The 20,618-nt window shown below is 71.5% G+C and carries 22 protein-coding genes; 8 read left to right on the top strand and 14 right to left on the bottom strand.

Translation table 11 applies throughout. The features are described 5' to 3' along the window. Positions 1 to 53 precede the first annotated feature (53 nt). Positions 54 to 1,253 (top strand): phosphoserine phosphatase SerB, encoded by a 1,200-nt coding sequence (serB, locus tag ACIBEA_RS08505; protein ID WP_399259095.1) that lies wholly within the window; start codon positions 54 to 56, stop codon positions 1,251 to 1,253. 89 nt (positions 1,254 to 1,342) lie between these two features. Here serB and ACIBEA_RS08510 read toward each other — a convergent pair whose 3' ends face one another. From ACIBEA_RS08510 to ACIBEA_RS08525, 4 genes are all read right to left on the bottom strand, one after another. Next, a complete protein-coding gene (locus ACIBEA_RS08510; RefSeq protein ID WP_399259096.1) occupies positions 1,343 to 1,864 on the bottom strand; it encodes a SixA phosphatase family protein in 522 nt (173 codons plus the stop codon). Between the two features lie 121 nt (positions 1,865 to 1,985). Then, a complete protein-coding gene (locus ACIBEA_RS08515; RefSeq protein ID WP_399259097.1) occupies positions 1,986 to 2,204 on the bottom strand; it encodes a hypothetical protein in 219 nt (72 codons plus the stop codon). 174 nt (positions 2,205 to 2,378) lie between these two features. Next, complete coding sequence (locus tag ACIBEA_RS08520) at positions 2,379 to 2,495, bottom strand: SGM_5486 family transporter-associated protein (RefSeq protein ID WP_283451924.1); 117 nt, start codon at positions 2,493 to 2,495, stop codon at positions 2,379 to 2,381. 5 nt (positions 2,496 to 2,500) lie between these two features. Then, positions 2,501 to 3,823 carry a CynX/NimT family MFS transporter gene (locus ACIBEA_RS08525; protein ID WP_399259098.1) on the bottom strand — a complete coding sequence of 441 codons (1,323 nt, stop codon included), beginning with the start codon at positions 3,821 to 3,823 and terminating at the stop codon, positions 2,501 to 2,503. A 99-nt stretch (positions 3,824 to 3,922) separates the two neighbouring features. On the opposite strand from ACIBEA_RS08525, the gene ACIBEA_RS08530 reads away from it, so the two are divergent. Next, the gene (locus ACIBEA_RS08530) at positions 3,923 to 4,594 is read left to right on the top strand and encodes a FadR/GntR family transcriptional regulator (RefSeq protein ID WP_399259099.1); all 672 of its coding nucleotides are present in this window, start codon (positions 3,923 to 3,925) and stop codon (positions 4,592 to 4,594) included. 32 nt (positions 4,595 to 4,626) lie between these two features. Here the strand turns inward: ACIBEA_RS08530 and ACIBEA_RS08535 are convergent, their stop codons facing one another. The 3 genes from ACIBEA_RS08535 to fabG form a co-directional block, all read right to left on the bottom strand. Further along, positions 4,627 to 5,205, bottom strand: a complete 579-nt coding sequence (locus ACIBEA_RS08535; protein WP_399259100.1) for a hypothetical protein — start codon at positions 5,203 to 5,205, stop codon at positions 4,627 to 4,629. Between the two features lie 236 nt (positions 5,206 to 5,441). After that, positions 5,442 to 6,221, bottom strand: a complete 780-nt coding sequence (fabI, locus tag ACIBEA_RS08540) for an enoyl-ACP reductase FabI (protein ID WP_399259101.1) — start codon at positions 6,219 to 6,221, stop codon at positions 5,442 to 5,444. A 5-nt stretch (positions 6,222 to 6,226) separates the two neighbouring features. Next, positions 6,227 to 6,946: a 3-oxoacyl-[acyl-carrier-protein] reductase gene (fabG, locus tag ACIBEA_RS08545; protein WP_354382283.1), complete on the bottom strand. Its 720-nt coding sequence runs from the start codon at positions 6,944 to 6,946 to the stop codon at positions 6,227 to 6,229. Between the two features lie 146 nt (positions 6,947 to 7,092). Between fabG and ACIBEA_RS08550 the strand changes: the two genes are divergently transcribed. From ACIBEA_RS08550 to tyrS, 3 genes are read left to right on the top strand one after another with little or no spacing between them, the layout of a single operon-like run. After that, positions 7,093 to 8,655, top strand: a complete 1,563-nt coding sequence (locus ACIBEA_RS08550; RefSeq protein ID WP_399259102.1) for a TldD/PmbA family protein — start codon at positions 7,093 to 7,095, stop codon at positions 8,653 to 8,655. Continuing rightward, positions 8,655 to 10,058, top strand: coding sequence for a metallopeptidase TldD-related protein (locus ACIBEA_RS08555; protein WP_399259103.1), 1,404 nt, complete (start codon positions 8,655 to 8,657; stop codon positions 10,056 to 10,058). Before ACIBEA_RS08550 ends, ACIBEA_RS08555 begins: the two co-directional genes overlap by 1 nt. Positions 10,059 to 10,109: 51 nt before the next feature. Then, positions 10,110 to 11,375, top strand: coding sequence for a tyrosine--tRNA ligase (gene tyrS / locus ACIBEA_RS08560; protein WP_399259104.1), 1,266 nt, complete (start codon positions 10,110 to 10,112; stop codon positions 11,373 to 11,375). Positions 11,376 to 11,489: 114 nt separating this feature from the next. Here tyrS and ACIBEA_RS08565 read toward each other — a convergent pair whose 3' ends face one another. After that, positions 11,490 to 11,768, bottom strand: coding sequence for a GlsB/YeaQ/YmgE family stress response membrane protein (locus ACIBEA_RS08565; protein WP_399259105.1), 279 nt, complete (start codon positions 11,766 to 11,768; stop codon positions 11,490 to 11,492). Between the two features lie 177 nt (positions 11,769 to 11,945). On the opposite strand from ACIBEA_RS08565, the gene ACIBEA_RS08570 reads away from it, so the two are divergent. Next, positions 11,946 to 12,278: a DUF3099 domain-containing protein gene (locus ACIBEA_RS08570; RefSeq protein WP_399259106.1), complete on the top strand. Its 333-nt coding sequence runs from the start codon at positions 11,946 to 11,948 to the stop codon at positions 12,276 to 12,278. A 147-nt stretch (positions 12,279 to 12,425) separates the two neighbouring features. Then, complete coding sequence (locus ACIBEA_RS08575; RefSeq protein ID WP_399259107.1) at positions 12,426 to 12,668, top strand: hypothetical protein; 243 nt, start codon at positions 12,426 to 12,428, stop codon at positions 12,666 to 12,668. A gap of 50 nt (positions 12,669 to 12,718) precedes the next feature. On the opposite strand, the gene moaA is transcribed toward ACIBEA_RS08575, so the two are convergent. The 3 genes from moaA to ACIBEA_RS08590 form a co-directional block, all read right to left on the bottom strand. Beyond that, positions 12,719 to 13,708: a GTP 3',8-cyclase MoaA gene (gene moaA / locus ACIBEA_RS08580; protein ID WP_399259108.1), complete on the bottom strand. Its 990-nt coding sequence runs from the start codon at positions 13,706 to 13,708 to the stop codon at positions 12,719 to 12,721. Between the two features lie 223 nt (positions 13,709 to 13,931). Continuing rightward, positions 13,932 to 15,563 (bottom strand): cation acetate symporter, encoded by a 1,632-nt coding sequence (locus tag ACIBEA_RS08585; protein ID WP_399259109.1) that lies wholly within the window; start codon positions 15,561 to 15,563, stop codon positions 13,932 to 13,934. Beyond that, a complete protein-coding gene (locus ACIBEA_RS08590; protein WP_399259110.1) occupies positions 15,560 to 15,931 on the bottom strand; it encodes a DUF485 domain-containing protein in 372 nt (123 codons plus the stop codon). The genes ACIBEA_RS08585 and ACIBEA_RS08590 overlap by 4 nt, the downstream gene beginning before the upstream one ends. Positions 15,932 to 16,218: 287 nt before the next feature. On the opposite strand from ACIBEA_RS08590, the gene ACIBEA_RS08595 reads away from it, so the two are divergent. After that, complete coding sequence (locus ACIBEA_RS08595; RefSeq protein ID WP_399259111.1) at positions 16,219 to 17,751, top strand: S8 family peptidase; 1,533 nt, start codon at positions 16,219 to 16,221, stop codon at positions 17,749 to 17,751. Between the two features lie 109 nt (positions 17,752 to 17,860). On the opposite strand, the gene ACIBEA_RS08600 is transcribed toward ACIBEA_RS08595, so the two are convergent. From ACIBEA_RS08600 to ACIBEA_RS08610, 3 genes are read right to left on the bottom strand one after another with little or no spacing between them, the layout of a single operon-like run. Beyond that, positions 17,861 to 18,904 (bottom strand): zinc-dependent alcohol dehydrogenase family protein, encoded by a 1,044-nt coding sequence (locus tag ACIBEA_RS08600; RefSeq protein ID WP_399259112.1) that lies wholly within the window; start codon positions 18,902 to 18,904, stop codon positions 17,861 to 17,863. 46 nt (positions 18,905 to 18,950) lie between these two features. Then, on the bottom strand, positions 18,951 to 19,625 hold the full coding sequence (locus tag ACIBEA_RS08605) for a lysoplasmalogenase (RefSeq protein WP_399259113.1): 675 nt from the start codon (positions 19,623 to 19,625) through the stop codon (positions 18,951 to 18,953). Next, entirely contained in the window at positions 19,622 to 20,530 is a 909-nt protein-coding gene (locus ACIBEA_RS08610; protein ID WP_399259114.1) for a sterol desaturase family protein, read from the bottom strand. The genes ACIBEA_RS08605 and ACIBEA_RS08610 overlap by 4 nt, the downstream gene beginning before the upstream one ends. Positions 20,531 to 20,618: the final 88 nt, after the last annotated feature.

The raw sequence follows: 20,618 nt of genomic DNA on the forward strand, positions 1-20,618 counted from the left end.
TGGGCGGGACGGGGGATCACCTACGGGACCGGGGAAGATACGGTGAGGTCACCATGAGCGCTTCGCAGACCTCCGACGTCCCCACCCTCCTCGTCAAGATCTTCGGCAAGGACCGTCCCGGGATCACCGCCGGGCTGTTCGACACCCTCGCCGCCTACTCCGTCGACGTCGTCGACATCGAGCAGGTCGTCACCCGTGGCCGCATCGTCCTGTGCGCCCTCGTCACCCGGCCCGAGGTGGGCGGTGAGGGCGAGCTGCGCGCCACCGTGCACAGCTGGGCCGAGTCGCTCAAGCTGCAGGCCGAGATCATCTCCGGTACGGGCGACAACCGGCCGCGCGGTAGCGGTCGTTCCCACGTCACCGTGCTGGGCAATCCGCTGACCTCCGAGTCCACGGCGGCCATCGCCGCCCGGATCACGGCGACCGGCGGCAACATCGACCGTATCTTCCGCCTGGCCAAGTACCCCGTCACCGCCGTCGAATTCGCCGTCTCCGGCACCGAGACGGAGCCATTGCGCACCTCGCTGGCCCTGGCCGCCAAGCACATCGGGGTGGACGTGGCCGTCGTATCGGCCGGTCTGCACCGTCGGGCGCAGCGGCTGGTCGTCATGGACGTGGACTCGACCCTCATCCAGGACGAGGTGATCGAGCTCTTCGCCGCGCACGCGGGCTGCGAGGACAAGGTCGCCGCCGTCACCGAGCAGGCGATGCGCGGTGAGCTGGACTTCGAGCAGTCGCTGCACGCACGCGTGGCGCTGCTGGCGGGCCTGGACGTCTCGGTCGTGGACAAGGTCCGCGCGGAGGTCCGGCTGACCCCGGGCGCCCGGACCCTGATCCGCACGCTGAAGCGGCTGGGCTACCAGGTGGGCGTGGTCTCCGGCGGGTTCACCCAGGTGACCGACGACCTGCGCGAGCGGCTCGGCCTGGACTTCGCCGCGGCCAACACGCTGGAGGTCGAGGACGGCAAGCTGACCGGCCGGGTCACGGGCGAGATCGTGGACCGCGCGGGCAAGGCGCGGCTGCTGCGGCGCTTCGCCGCGGAGGCCGGGGTGCCGCTGGCCCAGACCGTGGCCATCGGCGACGGCGCGAACGACCTGGACATGCTGAACGCGGCCGGGCTGGGCGTGGCCTTCTGTGCCAAGCCGGTGGTCCGCGAGGCCGCGCACACCGCCGTGAACGTGCCGTTCCTCGACGCCGTGCTGTACCTGCTCGGGATCACCCGGGAAGAGGTCGAGGCCGCCGACCTCGCGTAGTGGCGTCCGTACGCGCGCTCCGCTCCCCTACGACGGCGACGGGCCCCGGCAGTGTGCCGGGGCCCGTCGCCGTCGTGGGGGAGGCCGGGTCAGTGGTCCTTGGGGGTCCAGAAGTCCAGCAGCGTGCCGACGCCCAGTTCCAGGGACTTCCAGGGGCCGGTGAAGGAGACCACGGCCAGGGCGGAGGTCGGGAAGCCGCTTCGGGCCATCCGGGTGCGGGTGTCGCCTTCGGAGCGGCCGGTGAGGCCGTCGGCGAGGGCGTGCATGCCGGGGTTGTGCCCGATGACGAGGAGGTCGGTCACCTCGTCGGGGGTCTCGTTGAGCAGGGCGATGAGCTCGCCGAGGGAGGCCTCGTACAGGCGGTCCTCGTAGAGGGTCTTCGGCCGGTGTGGCAGTGCGTGGACGGCGAGCTTCCAGGTCTCGCGGGTCCGGGCCGCGGTGGAACAGAGGGCCAGGTCGAAGGCGATGCCGGTCTCGGCCAGCTTCAGGCCGACGGCGGGTGCGTCGACGCGGCCGCGCTCGGCCAGCGGACGGTCGTGGTCGGTTCCGTCCGACCACTCGGCCTTGGCGTGCCGGAGGAGGACGATCCTGCGGGGTGATTCGGCGCTCATGGCTCCCAGCTTCGCATGAAATGAGCCACGGGGCGCAGGGTGTTGGGCGCTTCACTCCTGCGGGGAGGGCACCCTTGCCGGGCGGGCCGGGAGCGGGCCGTGACGGGCCGGGTACGGGCCGTCAGCCGACGACGCGCAGGATCTGCTGGGTGACCTGGGCGAGCGGTGACGTGTGGACCGGCGCGGCCTGGGCCTCGCCGGATCCGGCGAGCAGCAGCAGGAGCAGCCCGAAGGCGAGCGCGGGCAGGGCCAACACCCACCAGTGCAGCCGTGCGTCCGCGACCCCGCCGGCGCGGTGTCGGACGGGACGGACGGGACGGGTGTGCAGGGGGGCCGACATGACCGCCTCCGGGGTGCTGGGGTGTTCGGCCGGGAGTGGCTCGCTGCCTTCGAATCTATGGATCCGACGGTGCGCTGCCCATCCGGGGCACACCCCACTTCACCCTGACCCTGACCCCCTAGGGGGTGGTGGGGATAACCCCACCACCCTCCGGGGTTCCGGCCCGGTGGGGCCTCAGCGGGAGGCGATGCTCGCGATGATGGCGATGATCACGGTCACGCCGAGCATCGCGCCGAGCACGACGCCGAGCTTCTTGTGGCCGTTCTGGGGGTTCGGTTCGAGGACTGGCATGCCGATCAGTCTCGCACGCCGCATTCGTCCTCGATCGTCCGGTCCCGACCCGCGAGGATGCCGAGCACGAGCTGCGGCACGGTGAGGCAGGCCATCAGCGCGAGGGGCAGGTCCCAGCCGCCGCTGTGCTGGTAGAGGGTGCCGATGAGGAGCGGTCCGGGGATGGAGATCAGGTAGCCGGTGCTCTGGGCGAAGGCGGAGAGCTTGACGACTCCGGCCGGGGACTTGGCGCGCAGTCCGATCATCGTGATGACGAGCGGGAACGCGCAGTTGGAGACGCCGAGCAGCAGGGCCCAGGCCCAGGCTCCGGCGGCGGGGGCGAGGTAGAGCCCCAGGTATCCGGCGAGGCCGAAGAAGCAGAGGGTGACGGCGATGGGCCCCTGGTTCCTCATCCGGCCGGCCAGGCGCGGGATGACGAAGGCCAACGGTACGCCGAGGGCCATGGTGACGGCGAGCAGGACGCCCGAGGTGGCGGCGGAGACCCCGGCGTCGCGGAAGATCTGCGGGAGCCAGCCCATCGTGACGTAGGCGCTGGTGGCCTGGAGGCCGAAGTAGCAGCCCAGCGCCCAGGCGGTGCGGCTGCGCAGGACGCCCGGGCCGTGGTCGGGCCGGGGCGCCGGGGTGGTGGCGCTCGCCGCGGCGGCCCGTAGCGCCCGCTTCTCCCGGCGGGCGGCCAGGGCGATGGCCAGCCAGGGCAGTACGGCGAGGACCGCGAGCAGGGCCCAGACCATCAGTCCGCCGCGCCAACTGCCACCGAGCGCTTCGGTCATCGGGACGGTCGCGGCGGCGGCCAGCGAGGTGCCGGCGGCCAGGGCCATGGAGTACAGGCCGGTCATCGCGGCGACCCGGTCCGGGAAGTACCGCTTCACGATGACGGGCAGCAGCACGTTCGTGAGCGCGATGCCCGCGAGGGAGAGCGCGCTGGCGGCCAGGAAGCCGGCGGCGCTGTCGGCGAAGGGCCGGATCAGCAGGCCGGTCGCGACGGCGACCATGCCCGCGCAGACGACGGCGGCCGGGCCGAAGCGGCGGGAGAGCCGGGGCGCGGTGACGCCGAAGACGGCGAAGCAGAGGGCGGGGACGGAGGTGATGAGTCCGGCGACCGTACCGCTCATGCCGAGGCCGGTGCGGGTCTCCTCGAAGAGGGCGCCGAGGCTGGTGATGGCGGGCCGCAGGTTGAGGGCGGCCAGCACGATTCCGACGAGGAGCACCGGGCCGAGCCAGGTGGGAGCGGGGGCGACGGCGGGCTCCGCCGCCGTCGGGGCGAGCGGCTCGGATGCCGTTCGCGCGGCCGTGGGCCGGTTCAAGGTCTGGATTTCTTCGTCGGACATTGAACCATCATAGAATCATGGGATGATTGGTTGTCCACCCCCGGAGCCCGGCCAGTAGTCTCCCGGCCACCGGTTCCACCGATCTCCGAAGAGGGCTCCATGCCGCTGACGTCCCCCCGCCGCTCGGCGCTCGTCGACCAGGTGATCGCCCAGCTGCGCAACCAGATCACCTCCGGCGAGTGGCCGGTGGGGTCCCGCATCCCCACCGAGCCGGAGCTGGTCGAGCTCATGGGGGTGGCGCGCAACACGGTGCGCGAGGCCGTACGGGCGCTCGCGCACAACGGGCTGCTCGACATCCGCCAGGGTTCGGGGACGTACGTCATCGCGACGAGCGAGCTGGCCGGGGTCATGCACCGGCGCTTCGCGGGGGCCGACCCGCGGGACATCGCGGAGCTGCGCTCGACCCTGGAGTCCTCGGCGGCCCGACTGGCGGCGGAGCGGCGCACCGAGCGCGACCTGGTCCAGCTGGACGCGCTGCTGGCGCGCCGGGAGGCGGCCTGGGAGAGCGGGGGCACGGAGCTCTTCGTGGCGGCGGACGTGAGCCTGCACATGGCGGTGGTGACGGCCTCGCACAACGAGGTGCTGATCGAGCTGTACGCCGACCTGGGCGACCTGGTGGCGGACTGGCTGCGCGGGGACGTCGGCGCCGTCCTGGCGCCCGAACTGCACGTGGACCACGCGCGGCTGATCGAGGCGATCCGGCGCGGGGACGCGGACACGGCGGCGTCGGAGGCGGCCGGCTACCCGTTCGTCTGCCTGGGTCGCCGGTGACCACGACCCCCGGGTGCCACGGCTGCCGGTGACTACGGCCGCTGGTGGCTGACCCAGGCCGAGCGGACTTCCTTCCAGCACCGGCCGCTCAGCTCGGCCCGGCCGGCCGGGCCGAGGGCGAGCGGGGCGCCGTCCCCGTCCACGTCCCACCAGCGGTCGCACTCGACGTGCAGCCGGACCAGGTCGGTCTCCGTGAAGCGGTTGTGGCAGTAGGCCTTGACCTGGGACCCCTCGATGCGGGTGGAGCAGTCGGCGCCGAACAGCTCCTGGGGCGCGCCGCGCGCGGGGCGCGCCGGGGGTTCCACGGGCAGGTCCGCGACGCTGACGGTGGCCGTGTCCGGCGCCGCCGCACGGGCCGCCGGGCCCACCGGATCCGCCGGGCCCACGGGGACGCCCCGCCCCCCGGCGCCGGAGCCCGCGGCCCCGGAACCCGCGCCGGAGCCCGTGCCGGCGCCCGTGCCGGGGCCCGTACCGGCGCCCATGCCGACGCCCGCGGCCGTGACCGGGTCGGCCGCACCGGAGCGTGAGCCGGCCGTGGCCGGGAGCAGGACGCCGGTCACGACGATCGAGGTGACCAGCAGCGACACCGCCCGGCTGCGCCTGGTACGCACTCCCGCACCACCTCCCCGACGCGCTCCGGGAAGATCCCGGCGTGGTCAGTTTGCAGGCATATGTCCGCCTTTTCGACTCGGGAAGATCCCGTCGGGCGGCGTAAATGTGATCGAAGACCGATCGGGAACCACCTTCGGACCCGGTGCCCGCACGGAAAAACGGCGGCGGCCGCGCTCCCCGGAAGGGGGAGCGCGGCCGCCGCCGTACGGACGCGGTGCGGGTGGGACCGGGAGGGTCAGGCACCCATCGCGTGCAGGCCGCCGTCCACGTGGACGATCTCGCCGGTGGTCTTCGGGAACCAGTCCGAGAGCAGGGCCACGACGCCCTTGCCCGCGGGCTCCGGGTCCGCCATGTTCCACTCCATCGGGGAGCGGTGGTTCCAGACGTCGGCCAGCTCCGAGAAGCCCGGGATGGACTTCGCGGCCATCGAGCCGATCGGGCCGGCCGAGACCAGGTTGCAGCGGATGTTCCGCTTGCCCAGGTCGCGGGCCATGTAGCGGCTGGTGGCCTCCAGCGCGGCCTTGGCCGGGCCCATCCAGTCGTACTGCGGCCAGGCGTACTGCGCGTCGAAGGTCAGGCCCACGACGGCGCCGCCGCCGTTCTCGCCCTCCGGGAAGAGCGGCAGGCAGGCCATGGTCAGCGACTTCAGCGAGAACGCCGAGACGTGCATCGCGGTCGCGACCGACTCGAAGGGGGTGTTCAGGAAGTTGCCGCCGAGGGCGTCCTGCGGCGCGAAGCCGATGGAGTGCACGACCCCGTCGAGGCCGCCGAGCTCCTCGCGGACCAGGTCCGCGAGGCGGGCCAGGTGCTCCTCGTTGGTGACGTCCAGCTCGATCACCTTGACGGGCTTGGGCAGCTTGCGGGCGATGCGCTCGGTCAGCGTCGGCCGCGGGAAGGCGGTGAGGATGACCTCGGCGCCCTGCTCCTGCGCGAGCTTCGCGGTGTGGAAGGCGATGGACGACTCCATCAGCACACCCGTGATCAGAATGCGCTTGCCGTCGAGAATTCCACTCATGGTGATCAGTGACCCATGCCCAATCCGCCGTCAACGGGAATGACGGCTCCAGTGATGTACGCGGCGGCGTCGGACGCCAGGAAGCTCACGGCGGCCGCGACCTCCTCGGGCTGCGCGTAGCGGCCCAGGGGGACCTGTCCGACGATGCCCGCGCGCTGCTCGTCGGTGAGCACCTTCGTCATGTCGGTGTCCACGAAGCCGGGGGCCACCACGTTGAAGGTGATGTTGCGGGAGCCCAGCTCGCGGGCGAGGGAGCGGGCGAAGCCGACCAGGGCCGCCTTGGAGGCGGCGTAGTTGGCCTGGCCCGCGGAACCCAGCAGGCCGACGACCGAGGAGATCAGGACGACGCGGCCCTTCTTGGCGCGCAGCATGCCGCGGTTGGACCGCTTCACCACGCGGAAGGTGCCGGTGAGGTTGGTGTCCACGACCGAGGCGAAGTCCTCCTCGGACATGCGCATCAGCAGCGTGTCCTTGGTGATGCCCGCGTTGGCCACGAGCACCTCGACGGCGCCGTGCTTCTCCTCGATCTCCTTGTAGGCCTGCTCCACCTGCTCCGAGTCGGTGATGTCGCAGCGGACCGCCAACACGCCCAGCTCGGCCAGGACCTCCGGCGGCTCGCCGGAGCGGTACGTGATCGCGACCTTGTCGCCGGCTTCGGCGAAGGCTCGGGCGATGGCGAGGCCGATGCCCCGGTTTCCTCCGGTGACGAGAACCGAGCGGCTCAACGGATCACCCTTTCGCTAGCAGTCTGGATACCTGAAAACCTATCGCTCGCAGATGGTTTCCAAAGAATCGGGCTCCGACAGGGCCTTGGGACGCCCTCTGTCGAGTCCCTACAGAAAGCGGTAGGCACCAGGGCCCCCGGCGCGACATGATCGAGGGGACCGATCCACACCACGGGAGGACATCCGTGCCCCATTCCATCGACGCGGCATTCGCCGCTCTGCCCTTGCGGGCGCTGGCCGACGCGGCCCTCGCCCGGGCCCGCGCGCTGGGCTCGGACCACGCCGACTTCCGGCTGGAGCGGATCCGCAGCGCCTCCTGGCGCCAGCGGGACGCCAAACCGTCGGGCGGATCCGACACCACGGACCTCGGCTACGCGGTCCGCGTCGTGCACGGGGGCAGCTGGGGCTTCGCCTCCGGGGTGGACCTCACGATGGACGGCGCCGCCAAGGTGGCCTCGCAGGCCGTGGCCATGGCGCAGCTGTCGGCCAAGGTGATCAAGGCGGCCGGTTCCGACGAGCGCGTGGAGCTCGCGGACGAGCCGGTGCACGCGGACCGCACCTGGATCTCGGCCTACGAGGTGAACCCCTTCGAGGTCCCCGACGAGGAGAAGGCGGCGCTGCTCGCCGACTTCAGCGCCCGGCTGCTGCGCGCCAAGGGCGTGGCGCACGTGGACGCCTCGCTGCTCGCGGTGCACGAGAACAAGTTCTACGCCGATACGTCCGGGACGGTCACCACGCAGCAGCGGGTCCGGATCCACCCGGAGCTCACGGCGGTGGCCGTGGACGGCGAGACCGGCGAGTTCGACTCCATGCGGACCATCGCCCCGCCCGTCGGGCGCGGCTGGGAGTACCTGACGGGCACCGGCTGGGACTGGGACTCCGAGCTGGAGCAGATCCCGGAGCTGCTGGCCGAGAAGATGCGGGCGCCGAGCGTGCGCGCCGGACGCTACGACCTGGTGGTCGACCCGTCGAACCTGTGGCTCACCATCCACGAGTCCATCGGGCACGCCACCGAGCTGGACCGGGCGCTGGGCTACGAGGCGGCGTACGCGGGAACCTCCTTCGCCACCTTCGACCAGCTGAACAAGCTGACCTACGGCTCCACGATCATGAACGTGACGGGCGACCGCACCGCACCCCACGGGCTGGCCACGATCGGCTACGACGACGAGGGCGTCGCGGCGCAGAGCTGGGACCTGGTCAAGGGCGGCACCCTGGTCGGCTACCAGCTGGACCGGCGGATCGCGAAGCTGACCGGGCTCGGCCGCTCCAACGGCTGCGCCTACGCGGACTCCCCCGGGCACGTGCCGGTGCAGCGGATGGCGAACGTCTCGCTCCAGCCGGATCCGGGCGGGCTCTCCACCGAGGACCTGATCGGCGGGGTGGAGCGCGGGATCTACGTGGTCGGCGACCGGTCCTGGTCGATCGACATGCAGCGGTACAACTTCCAGTTCACCGGGCAGCGGTTCTTCCGGATCGAGAACGGCAAGCTGGCCGGTCAGCTGCGCGACGTCGCCTACCAGGCCACGACCACCGACTTCTGGGGCTCCATGGAGAAGGTCGGCGGCCCGCAGACCTACGTCCTGGGCGGCGCCTTCAACTGCGGCAAGGCCCAGCCGGGCCAGGCCGCGTCCGTCTCGCACGGCTGCCCCTCCGCGCTGTTCCGTGACGTGAACATCCTCAACACCACGCAGGAGGCCGGACGCTGATGTCGATCCGTACCAAGCCCCACGAGATCGTCGAGCGCGCGCTGGAGCTGTCCACCGCCGACGGCTGCGTCGTCATCGCCGACGAGGAATCGAGCGCGAACCTGCGCTGGGCGGGCAACGCCCTGACCACGAACGGCGTCACCCGGGGCCGCACCCTGACGGTCATCGCCACGGTCGACGGCAAGGAGGGCACGGCCTCGGGGGTCGTCTCGCGCTCCGCCGTCACCGCCGACGAGCTGGAACCGCTGGTGCGGGCGGCCGAGGCGGCGGCCCGTGGCGCGGGCCCGGCCGAGGACGCCCAGCCGCTGGTAAGCGGCACCCCGACCTCGCCGGACTTCACCGACGGGCCGGCCGAGACCTCCTCGGCGGTCTTCGCGGACTTCGCCCCGGCGCTGGGCGAGGCCTTCGCCCGGGCCCGCGCGGGCGGCCGCGCCCTGTACGGCTTCGCCCACCACACGATGGTCTCCACCTACGTGGGCACCTCGACGGGGCTGCGGCTGCGGCACGACCAGCCCAACGGCACCCTGGAGGTGAACGCGAAGTCCACCGCGGGCGCCGATGGCCGGCCGCGCTCGGCCTGGGCCGGCCGTTACACCCGGGACTTCAAGGACGTCGACCCGACGGCGCTGGACGCGGAGCTCGCCGTACGCCTCGGCTGGGCCGAGCGGAAGATCGACCTGCCCGCGGGGCGGTACGAGACCCTGCTCCCGCCGACCGCCGTGGCCGACCTGCTGATCTACCAGATGTGGTCGGCGGCGGCCCGGGACGCGGCGGAGGGCCGGACGGTCTTCTCCAAGCCCGGCGGCGGCACCCGGGTCGGCGAGCGGCTCTCCGGGCTGCCGCTGACGCTGCGCAGCGACCCGAACGCCCCGGGGCTGGAGTCCGCCCCGTTCGTGATCGCGCACAGCTCGGGCGACGACGCCTCGGTCTTCGACAACGGCCTCCCGGTGCCGCCCACCGAGTGGATCAGCGGCGGCGAGCTGGCGCGGCTGACCACGACCCGGCACAGCGCGGCCCTGACCGGGCAGCCGACGGCGCCGGGCTTCGGGAACCTGATCCTGGACGCGGGCGGCGAGAAGTCCCTGGAGGAGATGGTGGCGGCCACCGAGCGGGGCCTGCTGCTGACCTGCCTCTGGTACATCCGCGAGGTGGACCCGGCGACGCTGCTGCTCACCGGGCTGACCCGGGACGGGGTCTACCTGGTGGAGGACGGCCAGGTCGTGGGCGAGGTCAACAACTTCCGCTTCAACGAGTCGCCGGTGGACCTGCTCTCCCGGGCCAGCGAGGCGGGGCGGACCGAGAAGACCCTGCCGCGCGAATGGAACGACTACTTCACCCGGACCGCGATGCCCGCGCTGCGGATCCCGGACTTCAACATGAGCTCGGTCAGTCAGGGCGTCTGACCCACCTAGACTGACCAAGGAATTTTCGGACACAGAAGGAGTCGAGAGACCGTGACGGACATCGTCGACGAACTGAAGTGGCGCGGGCTCTTCGCCCAGTCCACCGACGAAGAAGCGCTGAGCAAGGCGTTCGCGGACGGTCCCGTCACCTTCTATTGCGGTTTCGACCCGACCGCGGCCTCCCTGCACGTGGGACACCTGGTGCAGGTGCTGACCGTACGCCGGCTCCAGCAGGCCGGGCACCGGCCGCTGGCGCTGGTCGGCGGGGCGACCGGGCAGATCGGTGACCCGCGGCCCACGGCCGAGCGCACCCTGAACGACCCGGAGACGGTCGCGAACTGGGTGGGCCGGCTGCGGACGCAGATCGAGCCGTTCCTGTCCTTCGAGGGCGAGAACGCCGCGGTCATGGTGAACAACCTGGACTGGACGGCGGGCCTGTCCGCCATCGAGTTCCTGCGGGACATCGGCAAGCACTTCCGCGTCAACAAGATGCTGACGAAGGACTCGGTCGCCCGGCGGCTGGAGTCCGACCAGGGCATCAGCTACACCGAGTTCAGCTACCAGCTGCTCCAGGGCATGGACTTCCTGGAGCTGTACCGGCGCTACGGCTGCACCCTCCAGCAGGGCGGCTCCGACCAGTGGGGCAACCTGACGGCCGGGCTCGACCTGATCCACCGGCTGGAGCCGAAGGCGCACGTCCACGCGCTGGCCACGCCGCTGATGGTGAAGGCGGACGGGACCAAGTTCGGCAAGTCCGAGAGTGGCGCCGTCTGGCTCGACCCGGAGATGACCACGCCGTACGCGTTCTACCAGTTCTGGTTGAACGTGGACGACCGCGACATCTCCACCTACATGCGGATCCTCTCCTTCAGGACCCGTGCGGAGCTGGAGGAGCTGGAGGCGCAGACCGCCGAGCGGCCGCAGGCGCGCGCCGCTCAGCGGGCGCTGGCCGAGGAGCTGACGACCCTGGTGCACGGCGCGGACCAGTGCGCCGGCGTGATCGCGGCGTCGAAGGCGCTGTTCGGCCAGGGCGAGCTGACGGACCTGGACGGGGCCACGCTGGCCGCGGCCCTGTCCGAGCTGCCGCACGCCCAGGTGGCCGAGCTCCCGCAGGTCGTCGACCTGCTCGTGGAGAGCGGTCTGGTCGCGAGCAAGTCGGCCGGCCGGCGCACGATCAAGGAGGGCGGGGCCTACGTGAACAACGTCAAGGTCACCGCCGAGGACGCGGTGCCCGCCGCGTCCGACCTGCTGCACGGTCGCTGGCTCGTGCTGCGCCGCGGCAAGAAGAACCTGGCCGCGGTCGAGGTCACGGGCTAGGCACCCGGTACGACGGCACGGCGCGGGGGCCGGTACGGACGCGATCGTCCGTACCGGCCCCCGCATCATGTTCCGGTCACGCGTCCTGTGGACGCGTCCCGGTGGCCGCGCCGCTCAGGTCACCTGCCGCTTGTTGCCCCGGAACATCATGTAGACCATGTCGCCGAGCCCGACGACCACGACGGCTCCGACCAGTTGCAGCAGGTGGCGGATCCAGTCGATGCCCCGGGTGTCGTGCACACCGATCCAGCCGGCGACGGCGTTGCCCAGGACGCCGCCGATGATGCCGAAGACGGTGGTCAGCCAGAGGGGCTGGTGCTGCTTGCCGGGCAGGATCGCCCGGGCTATGAGGCCCAGTACGAACCCGACGATGATCGCCCACAACCAATGCATGTCGCCTCCTCGTGGCGCGATGTGCGCATGTCAGCCCAGTCTCGGGCCGGTCCCACGGGTCCGCATGTCGGGTGACTCCGTTCGGGCGACACCCGCCCTCCCCGGCGCTCGGGGCGCGGCGTACGGTGGAAGGGTCCGGACCGGGGAGCGTCCGGCGGGTGGATCGGGTGGTGGAACGTGCAGCGGAAGAAGCGGAACGGGGCCGAGGTCTTCCGGATCACCGGGGCGCGCAAGGGCCTCGCGGAGGACGTGCGGGGGCGCCAGCGCCGGTACGTGATTTCGATGGGGATCAGGACGCTGTCGGTGATCCTGACCGTGCTGCTGTGGGACGTGGAACGGCCTGTGGCGATCGTGACGCTGGTGCTGGGCGCACTGCTGCCGTACGTCGCCGTGGTCATCGCCAACGCGGGGCGCGAGTCGACGCCCTCGCTGCCCTCGCACTTCATGCCCGCGCCTGTGCACCCCGCACTGGAGCCGGGAAACCTCAATAAAACCTCAGATCAATCATGAAGTTCCGGTGCACCGCACCGGGTCCTGCGTGACATACTGCCTACGCGCTCCGCATCCCCCGTCGGAGCGACGGACCGACGCCGGGCAGCTCCCCCCGTGGCTGCTCGGCGTCGCCCTTCCGTTCGTGTGGTTTGTAGGGTTGAGGCTGTGAACTCCCCTGATGCGAACGAAATCCCCACCTGTTCCGGCAAGGGCTGCCGCGACGCCGCCGTGTGGGTCCTGGCGTGGAACAACCCGAAGCTGCACGCGCCGGAGCGGCTCAAGACCTGGCTCTCCTGCGAGGCGCACCGAGAACACCTGAGCCAGTTCCTGGGGGTCCGCGGTTTCCTCAAGGACGTCGTGAAGTTCGAGGAGTGGGTACAGCCGGAGGGCTCGGAGCGGCCGTCCTGACGACCTCGCTCCGAGCCCTCCGTCGATCTTTCCGCCCGCTCCCGCTCCGGTCAGCCGCCGATCGCCGACATGGGGCGGTCGGGCTGGAGGAAGGTCGGGTCGTCCAGGCCGGATCCGGCCTTCTTGCCCCACATCGCGACCTTCCAGAGCCGGGCGATCTCCTCGTCCGGGGCGCCCGAGCGCAGGGCGGCGCGCAGGTCCGATTCCTCGGTGGCGAACAGGCACGTACGGACCTGGCCGTCGGCGGTGAGCCGGGTGCGGTCGCAGGCGCCGCAGAACGGCCGGGTCACGGAGGCGATGACGCCGACGGTGGCCGGGCCGCCGTCGACCACCCAACGCTCGGCCGGGGCGGAGCCGCGTTCGTCGGCGCCCTCCTCGGTGAGCGTGAAGCGGGTGCGCAGGGACTGGAGGATGTCACCGGCGGTGATCATTCCGTCGCGCTTCCAGCCGTGCTGGGCATCGAGCGGCATCTGCTCGATGAAGCGCATCTCGTACTCGTTCTCGACGGCCCAGGCCAGCAGGTCGGGAGCCTCGTCGTCATTGAGCCCGGGCATCAGGACGGCGTTGACCTTCACCGGGGTGAGGCCGGCCTCGCGGGCCGCGGCCATTCCCTCGATGACGTCCTTGTGCCGGTCACGGCGGGTGAGGGTCTTGAAGACCTCGGGCCGCAGGGTGTCCAGGGAGACGTTCACCCGGTCCAGGCCGGCGGCTTTGAGGGCGGCGGCCGTGCGCTTGAGGCCGATTCCGTTGGTGGTGAGGGACATCTTGGGGCGCGGCTCCAGGGCCGCGCACTGCTCGACGATCCCGACGAGGCCGGGGCGGAGCAGCGGTTCGCCGCCGGTGAAGCGGACCTCGGTGATGCCGAGGCTGGTGACGGCTATGCGGACCAGGCGGACGATCTCGTCGTCGGTGAGCAGGTCCGGCTTGCCCAGCCACTGCAGTCCCTCTTCGGGCATGCAGTACGTGCAGCGCAAGTTGCACCGGTCGGTGAGCGAGACGCGCAGGTCAGTGGCCACGCGGCCGAAGGTGTCGATGAGCACTGTGGGCCCCCTCCCCTGTCCGGTCCTAGTAGAGGTCGACGTCGCTTTCGATGGTGCGGGCGTCTTATTCGAGCCTACGCGACCTGTGTGCCGCGTAGGGGTGCCCAAAGGAACGAGACGTGACCCGGTCGTGTCGTAGGGAACTACGACACGACCGGTTCGGTTCTTCGGTCCCTCTCACATGAGCGGGGGGCTCAACGGTGGGGTGCTCCCGGGTACGGCGTCAGTGCGCGCCGGTGCCGGTGAGGGACCGTACCTCCAGCTCCGCGAACTTCTGCGGGTCGGCGGGCTCCTTGGACAGCACGGTGCCGAGCCAGCCGAGGAGGAAGCCGAGCGGGATGGAGATGAGGCCCGGGTTCTCCAGCGGGAACCAGTGGAAGTCCACGCTCTTGAACATCGAGGTCTTGGCGTTTCCGGACACGACCGGGGAGAACAGCACCAGGACGACCGACGAGATCAGGCCACCGTAGATGGACCACAGCGCGCCCTGGGTGGTGAAGCGCTTCCAGAAGAGGCTGTAGAGGATCGTCGGGAGGTTCGCGGAGGCGGCGACCGCGAAGGCGAGGGCGACCAGACCGGCGACGTTCATGTCGCGGGCCAGGGCGCCGAGCAGGATGGCGGCCGCTCCGATGAAGACGGTGGACCAGCGCGCGGCCCGCATCTCCTCCTCCTCGGTGGCCTTCCCCTTGCGGATCACGTTCGCGTAGATGTCGTGCGCGAACGAGGAGGACGAGGCGAGGGTGAGGCCCGCGACCACGGCGAGGATGGTGGCGAAGGCGACCGCCGAGATCACGGCGAGCAGGACCGCGCCGCCGGTGGTGCCGACGCCGCCGCCCAGGTGCTCGGCGAGCTGCGGGGCGGCCGCGTTGCCCGCCGGGTTCGCCGCCTTGACCTCCTTGGGGCCGATGAGGGCAGCGGCGCCGAAGCCGAGCGCGATCGTCATCAGGTAGAAGGCGCCGATGATGCCGATGGCCCAGTTCACGGACTTACGGGCGGCCTTCGCGGTGGGCACGGTGTAGAAGCGGATCAGGATGTGCGGCAGGCCCGCGGTGCCGAGGACCAGGGCGAGGCCGAGCGAGATGAAGTCCAGCTTGGAGGTGCCGTTCGCACCGTACTTCAGCCCGGGCTCCAGGAACTTCCCGCCCTTGCCGCTCTTCTCCGCGGCCGTCCCGAGCAGGTCGGAGACGTTGAAGTGGAACTTCCACAGCACCATGACGGTCATCAGCAGCGCGCCCGCGATGAGCAGCACGGCCTTGACCATCTGCACCCAGGTGGTGCCCTTCATGCCGCCGATGGTGACGTACACGATCATCAGGACGCCGACCAGGCCGACGATGAGGATCTTGCCGGCGTCGCCGGTGATGCCGAGGAGCAGCGAGACCAGGACGCCCGCGCCCGCCATCTGCGCGAGCAGGTAGAAGATCGAGACGACGATGGTGGAGACGCCGGCGGCGGTGCGCACCGGGCGCTGGCGCATCCGGAAGGCGAGCACGTCGCCCATCGTGTAGCGGCCGGCGTTGCGCAGCGGCTCGGCGACCAGCAGCAGGGCGACCAGCCAGGCGACCAGGAAGCCGATGGAGTAGAGGAAGCCGTCGTAGCCGTAGAGCGCGATGGCTCCGGCGATGCCGAGGAAGGACGCGGCGGACATGTAGTCGCCGGAGACCGCGAGCCCGTTCTGGAAGGCGGTGAACTGGCGGCCGCCCGCGTAGAAGTCGGCGGCGCTCTTGGTCTGGCGGCCGGCCCAGACGGTGATGCCCAGGGTCGCGGCGACGAAGACCGCGAAGAGGGTGATGATCAGTGGCCGGTGTTCGGCGGTCGAGGCGGCGGCGAGCTGGATCACGGCGGGGCTGCTCATGCGTCGGCCTCCATGCGGGACTTGATGGCCTCGGCCTGGGGGTCGAGCTTCGTCGCGGCGTGCCGGGAGTAGAACCAGGCGATGAGGAAGGTGCTGAGGAACTGGGCGAGGCCGAAGACCAGGGCGACGTTGATGTTGCCGAAGAGCTTGGTCCCCATGAAGCCGCCCGCGTAGTTCGAAAGGAACACGAACAGCAGGTACCAGGTGATGAAGGCGATGGTGAGCGGGAACGCGAAGGAGTGGTGGGAGCGGCGCAGGGCCGCGAACTCGGCGCTCTGCTGCACCTGGACGAACGCTTCGGGCGTGGGGCCCGGGGAGAGCGCCCCGGGATCCGCGGCGTCGGGGGGCGGCGCTGCTTTCGAGGTCACGGGCGGCTCTCCTTGCGACGTGGGCGCGGTGGGGACGATGGACAAGACGACCTCCATGAAGGGGGCGGTGGTGCTGAGCCCCCCTGTCAACGGCACGGTCGGCGCGTCGGGACGGTTCAACACCCGCTGAATCTTCGGAGAGTGGGCTTCCGGATCGGTTTCGCGGGGGACTGATTTCTCGAACTGATGGCGCGGACACGAACACCGGCGCTAGCTTCACCTGTCATGAACCCGTCGTAACGCGACCCGCGTCACGACGGCTTTTTCACGGATGATGTGGAGAACCCATGGCTCATCTGGGATCCGCCCGCAGGCGTGCGCTCGCCGTGCCGGTCGGCCTGTTGCTCACGGCCTCGCTCGCCTTCCTCCCGTCGGTGGCGGCCTCCGCCGCGCCGCTGGGGCCGGTGGCGGCGGCCGCGTCCGCCGCCACGGGACCGGAGCTGTCGTACGTGGTGAACCTGACCACCTACGCGTCGGCCAAGGAGGCGAAGAAGGCCGTCGAGCGGGCCGGCGGCACGGTGGTGACGGCCTATGAGCAGATCGGGGTGGTCATCGCGCACTCCTCGAACCCCGACTTCGCCAAGACGTTGCGGACGCAGCGCGCTCTCGTGGTCTCGGTGGGCGCCACGCGTACGGCCCCGCTCAAGGCGGTCCAGACGGACGAGGAGGGCACCACCCAGAAGCTCAGCGCGGCGGACGCCGCCAAGGCGGCGGCGCAGGCGGCGCCGGGCGAGGAGCCGCTGGAGCCCAACCAGTGGGACCTGCGGGCTATCAAGGCCGACCAGGCTCACAAGATCAACGATGGCAGCCCGGACGTGACCGTGGGCGTCATCGACACGGGTGTCGACGACACCCACCCCGATCTGGCGGCCAACTTCTCCGCGTCGCAGTCGGCCAACTGCGTCGGCGGGATCGCCGACACCACCGACGGCGCCTGGCGCCCGTACGTCGACGGCAGCGACCACGGCACCCATGTGGCCGGGACGATCGCGGCCGCGCGCAACGGCATCGGCATCAGCGGGGTGGCGCCCGGCGTGAAGGTCGCCGCGATCAAGGTGGCCGAGCCCGGCACCAACCTGTTCTTCGCCGAGGCGGTGGTCTGCGGGTTCGTCTTCGCCGCCGAGCACCACATCGCGGTGACGAACAACAGCTATTACATGGACCCCTGGTACTTCAACTGCAAGACGGACGACGACCAGAAGGCCCTCGTCGAGTCCCTCACCCGGGCGAGCCGCTACGCCGAGCGCAAGGGCACCCTCACGGTGGCCGCGGCGGGCAACGAGAACTGGGACCTGGCCGCGCCCTCGATCCTGGACGGCACCAGCCCCGACGACGCGACCCCCGTGCCGCGCACCGTCGACCCCAAGGTCTGCCCGTCCCTGCCCGCGCAGCTGCCGGGCGTGGTCACGGTGACGGCCACCGGTGACCAGGGCCTGCGCTCGTACTACTCCAGCTACGGGCTGGGCGTGGCCGACGTGAGCGCGCCGGGCGGCGACAAGTGGCAGCTCCCGGCCACCCCGGACGCCAACGGGCGGGTCCTGTCGACCCTGCCGGGCGGCGGCTACGGCTACAAGCAGGGCACCTCGATGGCCGCCCCGCACGTCGTGGGCGTCCTGGCGCTGCTCAAGAGCGCGCACCCGTGGGCCGCGCCCGCGCAGCTCCAGGCGCTGCTGAAGCTCCAGGCCGACAAGAAGGCCTGCCCCGACAAGATCTACGACGCGACCGGCGCCCTCGTGGACGCGACCACCTGCACCGCCAAGTGGGGCCAGACGAGCTACTACGGCGCGGGCCAGGTCGACGCCCTCGACGCGGTGAAGTAGCCGCGCGCGAGCCGGGTACGACGCGGGGGCCGGGCGGGGAAGTTCCCGCCCGGCCCCCGCACCGCGTCGAGGCCGTCAGGCCGTGAGCAGGCCCCTGATCAAGCCTTGGTCAGGCCTTGATCATGACCTTGAGGGCGCTGCGGTCGTCCATCGCGCGGTAGCCGTCCGGCACCTCGTCCAGGGCCACGGTCCGGTCGAAGACGGGCGCCGGGTCGATCGTGCCGTTCAGCACGTCGGTGAGCAGCTCCGGGATGTAGGCGCGGACCGGGGCGACGCCGCCGCGCAGGGTGATGTTCCGGTCGAACATGACCCCGAGGTCCAGGCCCGTCCCGCTGCCGTGCGGCACGCCGACGTAGCCGATGGCCCCGCCGTCGCGGGTGATGTTCACGGCGGTGCGCATGGACTGCTCGGTGCCGACGGCCTCGATGACCGCGTGCGCGCCCTGCCCGCCCGTGAGCTCACGCACGGCCGCCTCGGCGGCCTCGCCGCGCTCGGCCACCACGTCGGTGGCCCCGAAGAGCTTCGCGATGTCGGTGCGGGCGGTGTGGCGGCCCAGGGCGATGATCCGGTCGGCGCCGAGGCGCTTGGCGGCCAGCACGCCGCACAGGCCGACCGCGCCGTCGCCGACGACGGCGACCGTGGAGCCCTTGCGGACGCCGGCGCCGAGGGCGGCGTGGTGTCCGGTGCCCATGACGTCGGAGAGCGCGAGCAGCCCGGTCAGGAGGTGCTCGTCGGAGGCCGCCTCGGCGGGCAGCTTCACCAGCGTGCCGTCGGCGTGCGGGACGCGGACGGCCTCGCCCTGGCCGCCGTCGAAGCCGACCGAGCCCCAGAAGCCGCCGTGCACGCAGGAGGTGTGCAGGCCCTCGACGCAGTAGTCACAGGTGCCGTCGGACCACATGAAGGGGGCCACGACCAGGTCGCCCGCGCGCAGACCGGAGACCGCGGAGCCGGTCTCCTCGACGATGCCGAGGAACTCGTGCCCGATGCGCTGGCCCGGCTGGCGCTTGGCCTCGCCGCGGTAGGCCCACAGGTCGCTGCCGCAGATGCAGGCGCGCAGCACGCGCACGACGGCGTCTTCGGGCCGCTGGACCGCGGCGTCGGGCACCTCCTCCACGCGGATGTCGAGCGGGGCATGGATGACGGTGGCGCGCATGGTGCGGTCCTTCGGTGACTTCAGGGGATCAGAGTGGCCGAGGCGGTCAGACTGGTACGACTTCCCTACGGTACGCCCGGTCGTCCGCGAGGGCGCCCGCGGCCAGCAGGTACTGGGCCGCCGCGTAGGTCGCCATGACCCAGAAGTCGGGCCGGGGCAGCTGCGGCCACTCGGCGACCCCGGTCGCGATGAGCGTGTCGGAGAGCAGGAACAGCGCCCCGCCGAGCCCGGCCCGCCACCCCAGCGCCCCGGACCGCCAGGCCATCGCGGTCAACAGCAGGCTGTATCCGGCGACCGGGATCCGCAGGTCGGCCGGGAGGTCCCCCCAGAGCAGGGACACCGTCCCCAGGAGCGCGCCCGCGTACGCGGCCCCGGCGAGCGGGGAGGCCGGGCGCCGCCCGAAGAGCGCCAGGTAGCACAGGTGCCCGACGGCGAAGGAGCCCATGCCGACGAGGAAGGCGGGGTCCGCGTCGGAGAGCAGGGCGAGGTCCCCGCCCCACCCGAAGAACAGCGCGGCCACCAGCGCCCGGGGCGCGCCGCGGGTGAGCGCGTAGCCGATGAGCAGGGGCATCAGCAGGGGCTTGAAGACCAGGTGCCCGGTGTCCCAGCCCGCGAGCAGGGATGCGAGGTCGGCGGCGGTGGCGACGGCGAAGCCGACGAGCGCGACGGATCCGAGGGCGGCGGGCCCGGGGGCGGCGGCTCCGGTGCGGGGGGCGCTCACGCGGCGGGCCCGGCGGGAGCGGGCGCCTGGGCGGGAGCGGGAGCGGCGGCGGCTACGACGGCCGCGGGGCCCGCCGGTGCGGGCTGCCAGCCCGGGCCGCGGAAGACCCGCCCCGCGCGCTCGCGCCAACTGGTGGCGGCCCGTACGTCCCTGGCGATGGCGGCGTACTCGTGCGTGGCCACGCGCAGCGGGTTGTAGGTCGCGATGTTCTTGGTCAGGCCGAACTCGGGCCGTTCGGTCTCCCCCACCCACGAGCCGAAGATCCGGTCCCAGAGGATCAGGATGCCGGCGAAGTTGCGGTCCAGGTAGCCGCCCTGGGAGGCGTGGTGGACGCGGTGGTGGGAGGGGGTGTTGAAGACGTACTCGATCGGCCGGGGCAGCTTGTCGATGCGCTCGGTGTGGATCCAGAACTGGTAGACGAGGTTGATCGAGTAGCAGAAGGCGACGGCCGCCGGGTGCACGCCGAGCGCGATCATCGGCAAGTAGAACGGCCAGGAGGTCCAGCTGGTCCAGGGCTGGCGCAGCGCGGTGGTGAGGTTGAACTTGCGGCTGCTGTGGTGCACCACGTGGCAGGCCCACAGGACGCGGATGACGTGGTGGCCGCGGTGCTGCCAGTAATAGAGGAAGTCCTGCACGAGCAGCATGAGCGGCACGGTCCACCACAGGACGGGCACGCGCAGCGGGGTCAGCTCGTAGACCGCCGCGTAGATCAGGGCGATCGGGATCTTCCAGACGAAGTCGAAGGCGAGGCTGCCGATCCCCATGCCGAGGCTGGTGACGGCGTCCTTGGTCGCGTACCCGGCGGCGTCCTCGTCGGGATGCAACCGGTAGCTCACCAGCTCCACCACGGTGAGCAGCACGAAGGCAGGTATGGACCACAGCACGACATCGGGCAGGTTCGGCATGCCCGCACCATAGAGGCGCGTTCCACCGGCCCGCTAGATGTTGTTACCGATCGGTATCCATCGGTGTTACCGACGGTACCGGCGATAC

Source organism: Streptomyces sp. NPDC051555 (assembly GCF_044454405.1).
Taxonomy (GTDB): domain Bacteria; phylum Actinomycetota; class Actinomycetes; order Streptomycetales; family Streptomycetaceae; genus Streptomyces.

Coding starts and splice junctions, on each gene's coding strand:
- ACIBEA_RS08600 (WP_399259112.1), bottom strand. CDS start 18,904: ATGCGCGCCACCGTCATCCATGCCCCGCTCGACATCCGCGTGGAGGAG.
- ACIBEA_RS08530 (WP_399259099.1), top strand. CDS start 3,923: ATGCCGCTGACGTCCCCCCGCCGCTCGGCGCTCGTCGACCAGGTGATC.
- ACIBEA_RS08525 (WP_399259098.1), bottom strand. CDS start 3,823: ATGTCCGACGAAGAAATCCAGACCTTGAACCGGCCCACGGCCGCGCGA.
- ACIBEA_RS08555 (WP_399259103.1), top strand. CDS start 8,655: ATGTCGATCCGTACCAAGCCCCACGAGATCGTCGAGCGCGCGCTGGAG.
- ACIBEA_RS08585 (WP_399259109.1), bottom strand. CDS start 15,563: ATGAGCAGCCCCGCCGTGATCCAGCTCGCCGCCGCCTCGACCGCCGAA.
- ACIBEA_RS08565 (WP_399259105.1), bottom strand. CDS start 11,768: ATGCATTGGTTGTGGGCGATCATCGTCGGGTTCGTACTGGGCCTCATA.
- fabI (WP_399259101.1), bottom strand. CDS start 6,221: ATGAGTGGAATTCTCGACGGCAAGCGCATTCTGATCACGGGTGTGCTG.
- ACIBEA_RS08610 (WP_399259114.1), bottom strand. CDS start 20,530: ATGCCGAACCTGCCCGATGTCGTGCTGTGGTCCATACCTGCCTTCGTG.
- ACIBEA_RS08520 (WP_283451924.1), bottom strand. CDS start 2,495: ATGCCAGTCCTCGAACCGAACCCCCAGAACGGCCACAAGAAGCTCGGC.
- ACIBEA_RS08595 (WP_399259111.1), top strand. CDS start 16,219: ATGGCTCATCTGGGATCCGCCCGCAGGCGTGCGCTCGCCGTGCCGGTC.
- ACIBEA_RS08550 (WP_399259102.1), top strand. CDS start 7,093: ATGATCGAGGGGACCGATCCACACCACGGGAGGACATCCGTGCCCCAT.
- serB (WP_399259095.1), top strand. CDS start 54: ATGAGCGCTTCGCAGACCTCCGACGTCCCCACCCTCCTCGTCAAGATC.
- ACIBEA_RS08515 (WP_399259097.1), bottom strand. CDS start 2,204: ATGTCGGCCCCCCTGCACACCCGTCCCGTCCGTCCCGTCCGACACCGC.
- ACIBEA_RS08510 (WP_399259096.1), bottom strand. CDS start 1,864: ATGAGCGCCGAATCACCCCGCAGGATCGTCCTCCTCCGGCACGCCAAG.